The 15,072-nt window shown below is 46.3% G+C and carries 12 protein-coding genes; 6 read left to right on the top strand and 6 right to left on the bottom strand.

The window, feature by feature from the left end; all coding sequences use genetic code 11:
• Positions 1-61: 61 nt before the first annotated feature.
• Together QL234_RS03125 and QL234_RS03120 are read left to right on the top strand one after the other, a co-directional pair.
• Complete coding sequence (locus QL234_RS03125; protein ID WP_281556389.1) at positions 62-511, top strand: substrate-binding domain-containing protein; 450 nt, start codon at positions 62-64, stop codon at positions 509-511.
• 12 nt (positions 512-523) lie between these two features.
• Entirely contained in the window at positions 524-1,669 is a 1,146-nt protein-coding gene (locus QL234_RS03120) for a porin (RefSeq protein ID WP_281556388.1), read from the top strand.
• 125 nt (positions 1,670-1,794) lie between these two features.
• Here QL234_RS03120 and QL234_RS03115 read toward each other — a convergent pair whose 3' ends face one another.
• On the bottom strand, positions 1,795-4,578 hold the full coding sequence (locus QL234_RS03115; protein ID WP_281556387.1) for a methyl-accepting chemotaxis protein: 2,784 nt from the start codon (positions 4,576-4,578) through the stop codon (positions 1,795-1,797).
• A 499-nt stretch (positions 4,579-5,077) separates the two neighbouring features.
• Between QL234_RS03115 and QL234_RS03110 the strand changes: the two genes are divergently transcribed.
• Positions 5,078-5,485 carry a biopolymer transporter ExbD gene (locus tag QL234_RS03110; protein ID WP_281556386.1) on the top strand — a complete coding sequence of 136 codons (408 nt, stop codon included), beginning with the start codon at positions 5,078-5,080 and terminating at the stop codon, positions 5,483-5,485.
• 67 nt (positions 5,486-5,552) lie between these two features.
• Entirely contained in the window at positions 5,553-6,740 is a 1,188-nt protein-coding gene (locus tag QL234_RS03105; protein WP_281556385.1) for a sterol desaturase family protein, read from the top strand.
• Here QL234_RS03105 and QL234_RS03100 read toward each other — a convergent pair.
• Positions 6,737-7,159, bottom strand: coding sequence for a rhodanese-like domain-containing protein (locus tag QL234_RS03100; protein WP_281556384.1), 423 nt, complete (start codon positions 7,157-7,159; stop codon positions 6,737-6,739). The genes QL234_RS03105 and QL234_RS03100 overlap by 4 nt on opposite strands.
• 213 nt (positions 7,160-7,372) lie before the next feature.
• On the opposite strand from QL234_RS03100, the gene QL234_RS03095 reads away from it, so the two are divergent.
• Entirely contained in the window at positions 7,373-8,242 is an 870-nt protein-coding gene (locus tag QL234_RS03095; RefSeq protein WP_281556383.1) for a LysR family transcriptional regulator, read from the top strand.
• Between the two features lie 372 nt (positions 8,243-8,614).
• A complete protein-coding gene (locus QL234_RS03090; protein WP_281556382.1) occupies positions 8,615-9,895 on the top strand; it encodes a S8 family serine peptidase in 1,281 nt (426 codons plus the stop codon).
• Positions 9,896-9,996: 101 nt separating this feature from the next.
• Here the strand turns inward: QL234_RS03090 and QL234_RS03085 are convergent, their stop codons facing one another.
• From QL234_RS03085 to QL234_RS03070, 4 genes are all read right to left on the bottom strand, one after another.
• Positions 9,997-10,248, bottom strand: coding sequence for a DUF3325 domain-containing protein (locus QL234_RS03085; protein WP_281556381.1), 252 nt, complete (start codon positions 10,246-10,248; stop codon positions 9,997-9,999).
• On the bottom strand, positions 10,238-11,869 hold the full coding sequence (locus QL234_RS03080; protein WP_281556380.1) for a PepSY-associated TM helix domain-containing protein: 1,632 nt from the start codon (positions 11,867-11,869) through the stop codon (positions 10,238-10,240). Before QL234_RS03080 ends, QL234_RS03085 begins: the two co-directional genes overlap by 11 nt.
• Positions 11,866-12,150, bottom strand: coding sequence for a hypothetical protein (locus tag QL234_RS03075; protein WP_281556379.1), 285 nt, complete (start codon positions 12,148-12,150; stop codon positions 11,866-11,868). Before QL234_RS03075 ends, QL234_RS03080 begins: the two co-directional genes overlap by 4 nt.
• A gap of 82 nt (positions 12,151-12,232) precedes the next feature.
• Positions 12,233-14,923, bottom strand: coding sequence for a TonB-dependent receptor (locus tag QL234_RS03070; protein ID WP_281556378.1), 2,691 nt, complete (start codon positions 14,921-14,923; stop codon positions 12,233-12,235).
• Positions 14,924-15,072: the final 149 nt, after the last annotated feature.

The following is a 15,072-nucleotide window of genomic DNA, read 5'->3' as shown; positions in this document are numbered from 1 at the left end:
CGCAGGAAAACCATAACAAGCAAATGACTTACAACCATTAATCACTAAGAGGTATTCTTTCATGGAGAAACTCCAACCTAAAAGAAATAAACCAGAAAAATTAATAGGATTAATTTTTGCCAGTTTATTCATCTTTATCAGCAATATCGCCTTTGCTGAAATAGCCGTGATCGTTCACCCGGATAACAGTGCGTCACTGGATAAAAAAACCATCAAGAAAATATTTATGGGCAAGGTTAAAAAGTTCGATAACGGCAATGTTATCTTGCCTATGAATGCCAGCAAAGGCGCGGCTTCACGGGATAATTTCAACAAGCTGGTGATCGGCCGCACCACTACCCAGGTTAATGCCTACTGGTCAAAACTCGTTTTTACCGGCAAAGGAACCATGCCCAGAGAGTTATCGTCAGATGCTGAAATTATTGCCACAGTATCGGCCAACAAAGACGCCATCAGCTATGTTGATGCCTCTGCCGTTACCGATGCCGTTAAAGTTATCGCCACCTATTAGGAAGTATTTAACATGAAGCTATTTAAAGTCTTAACTATGTTGATTGCTACTATCATTTTGCCCCATTCAGCCCTCGCGGATGTGGCATTTAGTGGCTACGGTTCAATTGTTGCGGGGAAAACCTTCGGCAGTGTCGATGACCCGCTAAACCCCGGAGAAACACGGGATGAGATCCTGACCGCAGATTTCTACGATGTCGGTCAGTATGATAATGATATTAAATTCACCCCGGAAAGTGTCTTTGCCCTGCAGGCTTTGGTCGATTTAGGCGACGACCTGAAATTTACCGCCCAGCTGGTAGCCAAAGGTACAGATGATTTTGAGCCGGAATTTGACTGGTATTATCTGACCTATCAAGTCAATGACAGCTGGTCGGTGATGGCCGGACGGCGTAATATCCCCATGTATTATTACTCCGAATTTTCAGAAGTCGGTTATGCCTACCCCTGGATGCGGCCGCCATCCAACCTTTACTGGTGGCAAATCACTCAATTCAACAGTTTCCAGGCCAGCTATGATTTTGAATGGGGAGATTACTCCAACAATTTAACCTTCTTTTACGGTAATGAGAATTCCTACGACAACAAAGAAATGCTGTTTTATGACGAACTCTTTGGCGGTAACGCACGCTCTGTCGATGAATTCTGGAGCGATATTCTAGGCTTTAACTGGAATATTGCCGGGGATGATTTTGAAGTCAGATTTGTCTATTTCCAAAATGACAGAGACCGTACCACAACCGCCCAGGACGGTACTGAAACAGATAGTGTTCCCTTCGATCAGCAGTTTTTAGGTTTTGGTGGTTATTACAATTTTAACCAGTTCACCTTTTTGTTTGACTGGAACCACGTTGAATATGATGATGTGGTCGGCACAGAATACCCCACTTATCTGGTATCCCTGGTATACAATATTGGCGACTTCCAGCCTTATATCGCCTATTCAAAAGCCGATCATGAAAACACCAAAACCGAAGCGGCTACCAAGGATTTAGAAGAGCATTATATTTTGGGCTACGGGGTACGCTATAACTTCCATCCCAGCGCCTCATTCAAAATACAATATGATAAGTTTGAAGAACAGGGGAATAAAGCAACAGGTTGGGCCTACCACGGCGACTCCCGCACCCTGACCATGGGCATAGATTTTATTTTCTAACTCCTGCTGATTGCCATTACCTTAAAAGGCCAGCAAATGCTGGCCTTTTTAATAAAAGCAACTGTACTAGAAAATTAGCCTACAAACACACAAGCCAACTATTCAGCTCCCAGGCTCTTGCTCTTTTATGCCCCTTCACTGCTTTCATTATTGAAGAAGTCTACCTGCTCCAGCAAGGATTGCACGAGTGTTTCCATGGCCTTGCTGCCGGCAGCCGACTCTTCCACCAGGGCGGCGTTTTGCTGGGTCATTTCATCCATCTGAGTTACCGCGGCACTGACCTCGCCGATACCGGCGTTCTGCTCTTTACCGGCACCGTCAATATCATCGATCATTTTGCCCACTTCACCTATGGCCTTAACCAGTTCATCAAAAGTTTGCCCGGTTTCATCCACTAATTTCGTACCCTGACCGACGGCTTCTACGCTGTCATTAATCAAGCCCTTGATTTCCTTGGCAGCCCCGGCAGAGCGTTGCGCCAGATTACGCACTTCGGCGGCCACCACGGCAAAACCACGTCCCTGCTCACCGGCACGTGCAGCTTCGACCGCAGCATTTAATGCCAGTAAATTGGTTTGAAAGGCAATTTCATCGATAACACTGATGATATCGGCAATTTTCTTACTGGACTTGTTAATATCACTCATGGCAGTGATGGCATTTCTTACTACTTCACCGCCATTATTGGCTTTGACCATTACAGATTTGGATAACTTACTGGCTTCGGTTGAGTTTTCCGCATTTTGTTGCACGGTACTGGCCAGTTCTTCCATAGCAGAAGCAGTTTCTTCCAGGCTGGAGGCCTGTGTTTCCGTGCGGTGGCTCAGTTCGTCATTGCCTTTGGCTATGTCGGTAACAGCCTCATAAACCCTGGTTGAAGTATTGTGGATATCGCCGACCATTTTATTGAGGATAGTGATCAGTTCATTCATGGCCTCGCCGATCACGCCAAACTCTCCCACCAACTCACCTTCGATAAAGTCGGTCAGGTTACCCCGGGACATGGACAGGAGCACTTTTTTAATTTGCGCGATGGCCTTTTTGCGCGCCGTAATATCCGTAGCATACTTCACCACCTTAAATGGCTTGCCGTTTAGATCAAGCACCGGATTATAAGAGGCCTGAATCCAAACCTCTTTGCCGCCTTTGCCTAAACGCATATATTCATTGGCGTCATATTCCCCCAGATTAAGCTTGTGCCAAAACAACCGGTACTCTTCGCTGGTTTTGTACATGGGGTCAACAAACATACTGTGATGCTGGCCTTTTATCTCAGCCAGTTCATAACCCATAGCATTGAGGAAGTTATCGTTAGCTGTGATGATAGTGCCGTCCATATTAAATTCGATCACTGCCTGCGCCTTGCTTATCGCGGAAATTTGCCCGGAAACATCGGCATTGGCCAGTTTTTGCCCGGTTACATCGCTGGCAAATTTCACCACTTTAAATGCTTTGCCGTTAAGGTCAAAAATCGGGTTATAGGAAGCCTGGATCCAGATCTCCTTGCCTCCCTTACCCAGGCGTTTATATTCACTGGCCTCATACTCACCGCGGTTAAGCTTGGCCCAGAATTCCTTATATTCGTTGCTGGTTTTATAGCCGGACTCGACAAACATGCTGTGGTGTTTGCCCTGGATCTCTTCCAGGCTGTAACCTACCGTTTGCAGGAAATTATCATTGGCAGTAATAATGGTGCCGTCCATATTAAATTCGATCACCGCCTGGGCTTTACTGATGGCCGCAATTTGCCCGGAAAAGTCGGCATTGTTGAGTTTTTGCTGGGTGACATCGGTGGCAAATTTCACCACCTTGAAAGGGTTGCCGTTGAGATCAAAAATAGGATTATAAGAGGCCTGTATCCATATTTCCCGCCCTGCCTTGCCGATACGTTTATATTCTTTTGACTCATATTCGCCGCGCTTGAGTTTGGCCCAGAATTCCTTATATTCGATGCTGCTTTCAAAACCGGGTTCGACAAACATGCTGTGATGTCGCCCCTGGATTTCTTCCAGGGAATAGCCGACCGTTTGCAGGAAGTTTTCGTTGGCATTGAGGATAATACCGTCCATGTTAAATTCGATCACCGCCTGAGACTTGCTTATCGCGGCAATCTGCCCGCAGAAATCGGCATTACGCTGTTTCTGCTCAGTGACATCGGTGGCAAACTTGACCACTTTCACCGGCTTGCCGGCTAAATCAAAAACAGGATTATAAGAAGCCTGAATCCATATCTCCTTGCCCCCTTTGCCCAGGCGCTTATACTCCCTGGACTCAAATTCCCCGGCATTGAGCTTTTCCCAGAACTCCAGGTATTCGGCGCTGCTTTCAACCCCAGGCTCGACAAACATGCTGTGATGCTTACCCTGTATTTCCTCCAGGCGATAACCTAACGTCTGTAAAAAGTTCTCATTGGCGGTAATGATGGTACCGTCCATATTAAATTCGATCACCGCCTGGGCTTTACTGATGGCGGCAATTTGTGCCGATGTATCCAACAGCTGCAATTCCTGCTCCCGCTGCAGGGTAATATCCTGGATTTCCAGGCAATGCCCCAGATATTCCTTTTCAGGATCATAAAGGGGGTTAGCCGTCACTTTGAAAAATAACTGTTCCAGATTCACTTCTACAGAGCGGGATGTTGGTTCAGTGAGATTAAAATCCTGGCCTTCGGGAATAAACTCCTGATAAAGGCCGCCTATGTCTGTCCCTAAGATTAATTTTTTATTTGCCTGAAAACGCGGCCATTTCTTTTGCAAAATGCTTTCATGGGATTTGAATAAGGCTATTGCCGCCTGGTTGAGATAACTGATACTAAGTTCACTATCAATCAGTATAACCGGACTGGTTAACTGTTCTAATGCCCCTTGCAGACTGAGGGGCAGTTTATCACGGGTAGTTTTTGTCTTCATTTTAGCTCTTTCCCTAGTTGCTATTAAACTTGTGTTTAATCCTTTATAAAAGACAGGAAATTCAATCACTTTTATGAGTGCATATCAGAAAATGATAACTGCGACTCTTCCCGGCGGCAGGATATCAGTCAACCTAAGTCGGTGATTATATAAGCCTAGCTAAATTTCCCGTTTTTTCACTTTTGCCCGGAGAATATTTACCAGCAATATTACCCGCCAGGTCAAAAACCCAAAAAACAAGGACAAGTTAAAGACAAATAACAGCCTGTAGCCATGCCAGGGAACAAGATATACCTTGTTGGGAGCAACAAGAAAAACGCTTAACCTTCACCAATTGACTCAAAGGCCGGACAAGATTGAAAAATACCTGCGCCTCCTGAAAGCTACAAGGCAAGCTTTATGGTTTGGCTGCTAACTATCCTATACTTAACAAAGGTATGGCTGACTTTATCAAGCCATTTCATCTGTTTCCCGAGAAAGTCTCCTCAAGGGAAAGATTATGCGCCGCAGAAAAAAAAGAGCACAGCAGGAAGAAGAAGCCAAGGTAGATGTCACTTCCTTGCTGGACATCATCTTTATCATGTTGATCTTTTTTATTGTCACCACCTCATTCGTCAAGGAAAGCGGTTTTTTAGTAAAAAAATCCACCACAGATAAACCCAGCAATAAAAAAGCCACTACTATCATGGTCCATATAGACCAGCATGGCATCGTCTATTTCAACAACAAAGCGGTCGACATCATCCGCCTGCCCGCCCGGATAGAATATTTTATTGCCAACAACCCGACAGAGCATATCCTGCTAAGGCCCCATAAAGACACCAGCTACGAACAAGTTGTCGCTGTGCTGGATCAAATCAAACCTTTTAAACGACTGAAGATATCGATTGGACTCTATCAGCCGTAAAACCACTTTCCCTGAACAGGATTGAGGTTTATCATGGTTGAAAAACACCCGAAAAAGGAGGCATTGCATGCAGGATTACAATATCAACGGACTGGCTATTCCGTTATTCCTAATGTTTATGCTCCTTGAATATGTACTGCTGCGGCTCAAAGGACAAAAGCTGCACAGGTTCAACGACAGTGTCGCCAGCTTGTCTATGGGCATGCTGTTGCTCATTTCAGATGCCCTGCTCAAGGCCTATACCTTTGCCGTATATATTTACCTGTTCGACCAACACAGGTTATTTGAATTTTCCCCCGCCGGTGCAGCCACCTGGCTGATTTTCTTCTTCGCCGTTGATTTTTGTTATTACTGGTTTCACCGCTGCGCCCACCAGTTTAATTTTCTCTGGGGCGCCCATGTCGGTCATCATCAAAGTGAAGAATATAATCTCACCACGGCATTGAGGCAAAGCGCCTTCCAATATGCCTTTTCCTGGGTCTTTTATTTACCGTTAGCCCTGCTAGGTTGCCCGCCGCAGGTATTCCTGGTGTTATTTATCTTGTTAAAACTTTACCAATTCTGGCTGCACAACCAACTGATAAACAAAATTCCCTATATCGAAGGTATTTTATCGACCCCGTCAAGCCACAGGGTCCATCATGCCAAAAACCCGCTTTATATCGACAAAAATTACGGCGGTACCCTAGTGATCTGGGACAGGATGTTTGGCAGCTGGCAGGCAGAGTTAACCTCCGAGCCATGTCATTACGGCACCAGCCACCCGTTAAAGACTTTAAACCCGATCAAGGCGAATCTGCAACACTGGTGGATGCTGGCAAAAGACACCGCCACCACCCAATCCTGGCGGGATAAACTCAGGCTCTGGTTTAAACCAACCGGCTGGCGGCCAAAAGATTGCAGAAATAAAGAAACAACAAACCCGGTGCCCTTACAAAAAACAGGCTGCGCCCGGCGTGAGAAATATGATCCGCAAACCTCATTGCCGATCAAATGCTACGTTGCGCTTTCCATGCTGATGATTTTTTATTTATCTTGTAGCTTTATCTTGTTATCGCCAACGTTACCCGCGCTATCAATATTACTCGCGACCGTTCTTATCGTTACAGGGTTGGTAAGCGCTAACGCACTATTGGAAAACAAACTCGGCTACCTGGCCGTAGAAACCTTACGTTTACCTGTGATGCTCTATTTCGGCACCACCTTATCAACACCTATGGCTTTAGCAATTGCAGATATTCTTCCGGTCTTTTAAACCTGTGCCTGAGCTAAGCGCCGGTTAACCGGATAACGTTCAAAGTCTTCCCAATAATGGATACCGCCGATCATTTCTTTTACGCCATACCCCAAAGCTGAGATTTTAGCGGCGGCTTTCGTGGCGCCATTACAGCCCGGCCCCCAGCAATAAACCACAAAAACGGTATCATCAGCATACTTTGACAAGCACTGACGGTTGATGTCGGCATGTGGCATACTCACAGCGGTAATGGCATGACTTTTTTCGAAAGCTTGCCCAGAGCGGACATCAAGTAAGACAAAAGCCTGGTTACCCGCCTGGATATCGGCATAAACATCTGAACAATCGGTCTCCAATGCCAGTTTACGACTAAAAAAACGGTGAGCGGAATCACTATCTGCCGGGGCAAAAGCAAGTACCTTTGAGGATGCTGTCATAATTTATCTCCTGGGTGAGTTTTCAGTACAGGCTGCAAATGACAGCCCAAGACAAGTTCGACTTGTACTATAGGCACGGCAAACAGGAGAATAAATTCATCTTTTCTGAAGGCCCTGTTCAGAAATTATGAATACGCTTTTTTCAATAAAGCCCATAAAATACCCCGGGAGTTTAACTTAAACAGATAACATTGCCATAAGGCTTGAAGCACCATGGAATTTTACCACCTGAGATCTTTTGTCCTGGTTGCCAAAACAGGGAACTTAACCCTGGCGGCAAAACACTTGTACACGACACCGCCGGCAGTCAGCGCCCATATCAAGGCTCTGGAGCAGGAGTTAAAAACAGCGCTATTTACCCGCACCAGTAAAGGCATGCAACTGACGGAAAAAGGCCGGCTGCTGTTAACTAAAGCCGAAAAAACCCTGGATAGCGCCCTGGAAATGGTAAATTTGGCGGCCGAACATCAAAATGAAATAATCGCCAATTTTCGTTTAGGCATTAACCAGCCCCCGGGACCTTTACAGATAAACCAACTGTTGGACAACCTGGAGGAGAATTGTCCCGGCATCTCGCTAGATATCCAGAGCAAAAGCAGCGGAGAAATCACCAGCGCCTTATCGGCAGGTACACTTGATGGCGGCTATCTCTATGGCGAAATACCGAAAGATTTATCGGCAATTACAGTCAAACAGCAACAAATCACCACCATAGCCCCAGCAAACTCAACACTAAATGCCAGCGCCCCGGTCACAGCCTTGTGCTCACAACCCTGGATCACTATGGGTAATAACTGCCCGTTTGATCACTTCCTGCAACAAAAGCTAAGCTCAGATGTTATCGCCAATGTCAAAAGCAGCGACGACGGCTCCCGCCTGGAGCTGGTCAAAATGGGACACGGCTTAAGCTTTTTAGAAAAAGAACAGGCACAGTTGCATGCACAAAAAAGGGAAATAACGTTATTACCGCAACTGGATTTTACCCTTGATCTGCATTTTTCCGTAGCTAAAGCACGGATAAACGAACCTGTGATCAAGGCAATGTTGCATGAGCTTAGGATCTTGTGGAAAATCACTCCATAAACAACACATTCCATTAACCAAAAACCAACAAATAAAACAACAAACCGATAAGTCAATAGTAAAAACAACCCAAGCACTTTATGATTGATATTTTTCTTCCACAGAGAAAAAACACAAAAAACAAAGAAACACAAACCATTGTTATTAAAGAAAATTAAACACCAACCCTATGATTCCCCCCTTGATACTGAATGAGAAAACACATCCAGCAAGTTCAAAAAACTGTCGTTTTTCGTCTAATAATTGTCGTTTATTTACTAGTCCACCTTCTTATTTTCCACCATGGTAGATAGGTCTTTTACGACGAATAGATGTAGAAAACTTTCACTAATAAAAACGATAAAAATTATAAGAACTATAAAAGGAAAGGACATGCAATTCAGAATAAAATCAATTACAGCAGCAACCTTATTGGCATTAACAACAACAGCCGCTTATGCCGGTAATCCTGATGCAAAATTCGATGTTATTGTTAAATTAAAAGCAGAGCATGCGGTAGCAGGCCATGAAAACAATAAAGGCAAGGCAAAAAATCTGGCGGCCGGTATGGGAGTAGGCGCCGTTAAGTACGCCTATGGCTCGGCATTTTTCGGCTTTGCCGCCTCGGTAAGTGAAGGACGTTTAGAAGCATTACGTAATAACCCCAATGTTGAATCGGTAGAATTTGACGGTGAAAAATATATCAATGCTAAACCGGGCTCCGGCGGCAGCTCATCACCGCAAGTAATGCCCTGGGGCATTGCCCGCACAGGCGCCGACAGCAACAGCAATGAAGGTGCAGGGGTCCATGTTTATGTCTTAGATACCGGACTGGACTCGGATCATGCCGACCTTGCCGCTAATATCGGCAACAGCATGGCTTTTGAAAACTGTAAAGGCAGAAGCTGCACTTACGACTGGGACGATGATCACGGTCACGGCACCCATGTTGGCGGTACCATTGCAGCCATTGATAACGGTATTGATGTTGTCGGTATGGCTACCGAGGTAACCCTGCATGGCGCAAAAATTTGTACCAGCCGCGGTTCATGCCCAAATTCCAGCACAATTGCCGCCGTTGACTGGGTCACTTCAGAGGTGCAGGCCCGCGGAGAAGCTGCAGTCATTAACATGTCTATCGGCGGTGGCGGCAGCGTTACCGGCTCTTGTACCAATAGCGGTTTTACCGGTAATGATGCCTACCATGAAGCCCTGTGTAATGCCCGCAACGCCGGTATCGTTGTGGTAGTAGCTGCCGGTAACGACAGCGATAATGCTGCCAACTACACTCCTGCCGGATATTCAGATACTGTTATTACCGTGAGCTCAGCCAAAGAAGGCGATGACTGGAACAGCTTCTCTAACTGGGGCAACCAAAGCGCCAGCTGGACCAATAATAACTCAGCGCCTGTAGCTATCGCGGCGCCGGGCGGCAGCGTATTGTCACTGAGAGTCGGCGGCGGTACCACCACCATGAGCGGTACTTCCATGGCTTCTCCTCACGTAGCAGGTGCAGCGGCTCTTTACCTTGCCAGCCATCCGCAGCAAGCCAATGGCGATGCCTTTTTAAATACCCGCGCAGCCTTATTGCAGTCAGCTGAAGATACTTCCAGCTTCAGCAATACTTCAGGCGACCCGCACACCGAAGACTTCCTTGATGCCGGTAATTTATAAGCGGCTCTTAAATTTAAATTAGTTTTCCCTTGAAGGTAAAGGGCAATAACAGCAGTATGTTATTGCCCTTTTTATATTGAACTAATTCTTTCACCCGACTCTCAGTTCGCCAACAGCGCCATATAAAAAATACTGAGCGGCAACAATAGCAACCAATAAACGGTCGCCATAGGTGCCCCAAGTACTGAAACCGCCAGATAATATGAAAAAACCAACAACAACCAGCCCGTTAGCTTTAACCCCTTTGAGTGCAGCGGTTTAACAGGGCGATTAAAAACATTTTTAAAGTGCTTGTTCATGCCCAGGGCAAGCATGGCGATTGCGATAACTTGTATCAAAAAGCTAAACAACATCTGCTTTACTCCCGGCATTAATACGCTTTAACTTATGCTTTAATGTTACCTTCTTATCTTCTTTTCCCTGCTTTTGTTTAACCTGCTTTTGTTTAACCTGCTTTTGTTTAACCTGCTTTTGTTTAACCTGCTTTGGCTTAACAAGTAAGGCTTTAACGGTTTTATACAACAATAAACCTGTGACCAGCAAAGCAAGCTCAAAGCCAAGATAGATAAGGTTGTGCTGTTCAATCGCCCGCATTAGCCTGGAAGGCTCCTGGATTATATCAATCACCGGCAATAACAGGCATGCCAGCGAAGCCAGGGATAACTGTTCAAACCAGGCTTTATTGGCCGGGCGAAAAAGACTGTGTTGCAGGCTTACCAGCCAGATAAACAAGAAAGCCCCTATCTCCAGACGCGCACGTTCATCAATATCAACCGGCAATAAGCGGTTGGCATAGAAATACCCGATAATGGCCAGTAGCAGTCCGGCGATACCGGCAATATTCAAGCGTTCGACAATAAAATGGCCGGCATGGCGTTGTTTTACTTTTTCCAGTCTTTTATAAAGCCAGATCACCAGTCCGCTGGCAATGAGGGCGCTGGAGAGCAATCCGCTGATAAAAAACAACCAGCGCAGCCCCGGCTGGGCAAAATGGCCTTCATGCAAGCCATAAAATATCCGCCTGATCTTTCTCGCAATACGCTCTGGCGGCATACCCGCTAACGGCTCGCCGCTATGGGATGAGAACACCAGCACCTCGGACTTATTCGATAAGGATAATTTACGGGTGCGCTCAACAATAATACGGCCATTGGCGGCAAAGGGCTGCTCAACCGTGATACGGTTGATATTCGGATTTTCGGGCCAGAGTTTGGCAACTTGCCCGGCGATCACGCTAAAATCGGAGATAGGCTCCCGGTAAGCGCTGCCCGGCTCCAGCTTAGGTAAGTATGTTGTCACTTTTTGATTAAGCTCACGCGTGCCGCCGTCAAGATAATGTTGTGCGCTCCAGGGCATATAAAGGCCGATGTAGATAATTAAGGCACTGGCACAAATCATCAGGCAAAAAGGTATGGTCACTATGCCTGCCAGGGCATGAAAGTCGGTCAGGGTTTTAAGCACAGCCTTTTTACGCAAGGTAAAAAAGTCACGGAAAAAACGCCTGTGGGTAAAAATACCGCTAAAGAGTGCCAACAGCATAAACATGGCGGCTATTCCGGCGATATAACGCCCGCCGTAGTTTCTCAGCTCCAGGGTATAATGAAAGGTCCTGAAAAAGTTGCCCCCCTGCGTTGCTCTGGGCGTGACTTGCTCGCCGCTTTCCCCCTGCAGGTACAGGGATTGCCGTTCTTTGCCTTTTTGCCATTGCAGGCGCCATTGATTATTGCGTTGCCCCGGTAAATCGATCCGCCACTTATCAACGTCTGTGCCTTGGGCTTTTAACCGGGCAAGGGAGATATTGATCATGTTTTCATGCTGCTGGTGCGCACTAAGTTCCGGCTGCATCCACTGACTGATTTCATCATTAAAATAACTCAGGGTGCCGGTTAAAAAAATGGCAAACAAAAGCCAGCCCAGCAGCAAGCCGGTATAGGTATGCAGCCAGATCATAGTACGTCTGAAATCCGGTTTCATATCAGTCCCCCACCGTAGTAACAAACCGTCAGGAAAATACCGCTGTAAACCAGGACATTGCGCCAGGCCCTTGATGCGCTGCTGCGACAAAAGCAGTCAATAATCACGGCAATATAAACCAGGTAACTGAACATGGTGGCAATTAAAATCGCATCTTCGAGTCGGTTATCAAATAAAGACATTTGCACCGGCACTAAGGCCAGGCTGGATAAAGCGGCAACGATATAGCCGCCGACAATCGCGGCTAAACAACGGGCACTGAGGCTTAAGGCTGGATTCATGGTTTTTAGGGACAAAGCTTAAGTTAACGGCAAAAAGCCAAATGCAGCCTGGCTGCATTTGGCTAGCGATGGTTGGTAAAAATTAATCGAAGTTATAGCTGACGCTTAATTTTACATTACGGCTGTCGCCGGGTAAGCCACCGTTAAATAACGCTTTATTGTAATAAGTGGTATCCGCCAGGTTGCGCAGATTAAGCTGGATGTTCCATTTTTCCAGCTGATAGCTCATCGCCGCATCCCATAACACATAAGAGGGAACCACTGAATGTGGCAACCCTGACCAGCCGGTACTGATGGAGCGTTCATCTTCATAAGTCACCCCCAGGCTGAATTTCACCGGCTCAGATAAAACCGGGAACTGGTGGTTATAGCTGGTCCATAAGCTGGCATACCTTTTCGGCACCCCTTTGGTTTGTTCGGTTCGCTCGTGCTTAATAATGCTGTAGGCGTCCTGATAAGTAGCATTAAAGTTCATTGACCATAACTCATTTAAGGCCAGGTTAAGGTCAAACTCAACGCCGCTGGTGGTATCGTTATTGTCGTAAAAATATTGCGGCACACTGATATTAAAGCTGTCGCTTTCAGGGTTGTCGTCATACTGCTCATTGTTATATCTGAGGTTAGTACGCTTGGTTTGAAACCAGACCAGGGAGGCCAGCAAGTCTTCGTCAAAAGCGGTAAAACGGATACCAAGATCAAAAGAAGTCGACTCAGAATCGGGGCGATCGTCTTCGCCGGTAACCGAGCCTAAGATACTGTAGGTCATACGTCCCTTGGAGTAGTTAACAAAGGTCGCCACCTGGTCATTTAGACGGTAATTCAGCCCCAGGTTATAGGTGGCGCCGGCATCATCGGTATCGGCTTCCTGGCTTTTTTCCGGGGTACGAGCCGTGCCTTTATGCTGATAGCTTTGCTCGGTGCCGCTATAAGCCACACCAAAACGTCCGGTCAGCATGTCATCAAAATAAAGCACTTCCTGTAAGCTGATGCCCCAGGCGGAAACCGACTTATCATAATTACTCTTAAGTACCGGATCATAGTCCTCAAAAGACCCTGTGCCCCAGTTAGGGTTACGGATATCAAGAATGTAGGGCAGCGCGTTTTCACTGCTGGTGCCGTCAGCATCGTATATCGACCAGGATTTTAGTGTCATATCACGGTTTTCATAGTTAACCGTTAGCAGCTGCTCGCCGTCAATGGCCCCCAAAGACCAGGTATGGGTCAGGTCTGCAAAATACTGCCAGGTTTTTTCATTGGATTTAGTGCGGCGGTATTCCTGGCGACGGGCCGCATACGGATATAACACATCATCTATGACCAGCGGCGCCCTGGGATCGGCATTGATTTCACCATTGCGGTTCCAGTAAACATAGTTATAGGCACCGGTCTGGCGAGCGAAATCCGATGAATAATCACGGTAGAGTAATTGCTGGTGCAAAGACAGATCATCATTGATCTCCATCTTATGCTGTAACTTAAAGCGCAGTTCTTTTCCCTCATTGGGCTTAGACAAAGGTGAGATCAGACCTTGCTCACCCAGATCATAAGGCTCTAGGCCATCAGTAGAAACAAGCGAGTCCGCCAGCTGCTGACGCTGCTCCGGCGTTAAGGCAATGCCGAAAATACCGTCACCGTCGGCGTCAGTGTCATTAGCCAAATCCTGCCAACCAATAGTGTCTGAGCTTGCATTGGTAGTCTCGGGATTAAAAACCCGCACCGGATGACCAACAGAGTCCACCTGAATTTCATCGTCGATATAAGCTGATGAAAAAATAAATTCATTATTTTCATTTAAGTAATGACGCAAGGTGGCATAAACTTCACTTCGCTCAGAGCTTAATCCTCTGTAACCATCGCTGGACTCATAATTTGTCACCAGGCGATAGGCGGTTTTGTCGGTGATAGGCGCTGTGGCATCAAACATCAAGGCATGGCTGTCCCACTGGCCCAGACTTGTTTCGATCTGATAGCTTTCCTTATCCTTGGGTTTTTTCTCTATCATATTGATCACACCACCGGCGGCCCCCATGCCATATAAACCGGTTGCCGGCCCTTTCAGTACCTCAACACTTTCAATATTGGTTAAAGAGCGGGTGGGATTGTATGAGTTACCTAAGCTGGCGCCGGCATACATACCGTCAAAGGTGTAGTTGGCCCCTAAGCCGCGGATAACTAAATTATCCCCTATACCATAGTTATTACCCGCTTGCGTCACGCCGCTGATATTACGGATACTTTCCTGCAAGGTAGAAATTGCCTGTTCATCAAGCAAGAGTTTATCGACCACAACAATGGCAGCCGGAGTTTCCAATAACGACATATCCGATTTGGTGGCAGTGCCCGAATCCAGGATCAACTGGTTATGTCGCCCATAAACGCTGATCCTTTCAAATTGACCAGTTGCCAATATATTATTTTCAGGGTTAACCAGGCTCGCCACAGGAGTCGTATCACCTTTATGTTTAATCACCAGCTGGTTCTTGTCGAGCCAATGTGCCTGTAATTCACTGTCAGCCAGTAACTGCTCAAGAGCCAGAACCGGCGAGGCTGCATTAATGACACTTGCCGCCTGTTTTGTCTTTGCCAGGATATCTTTAGCTACATAGATCTGCACGCCGGTTTCTTTAGCAAGCTGTAATAAACCGCCAGCGACCGACTTGGGCTGAAAGTTGATATTTTGCTGTGCTGATACAGCGCCGGAAAAACCACCGGCAATGGCCAGCGATAAAGACAAGGAAAGCATTTTAACGGTAAAAGCGGGTTTTAATAACATGATTTGATTGATACTTCTGGGTTAGCCATTCAATTGGCGCGAATGATAATAATTCTCAATAAGATTATCAATTATTATTTTTATTTTTTACGATCTTTTTCGTAGTTTTATTTACTTAGATCATATTAATGTCAGTACGGATAATTTTT

This window comes from Thalassomonas sp. RHCl1 (assembly GCF_947387555.1).
Lineage (GTDB): Bacteria > Pseudomonadota > Gammaproteobacteria > Enterobacterales > Alteromonadaceae > Thalassomonas.
This window is presented reverse-complemented; position numbering and strand designations above follow the sequence as displayed.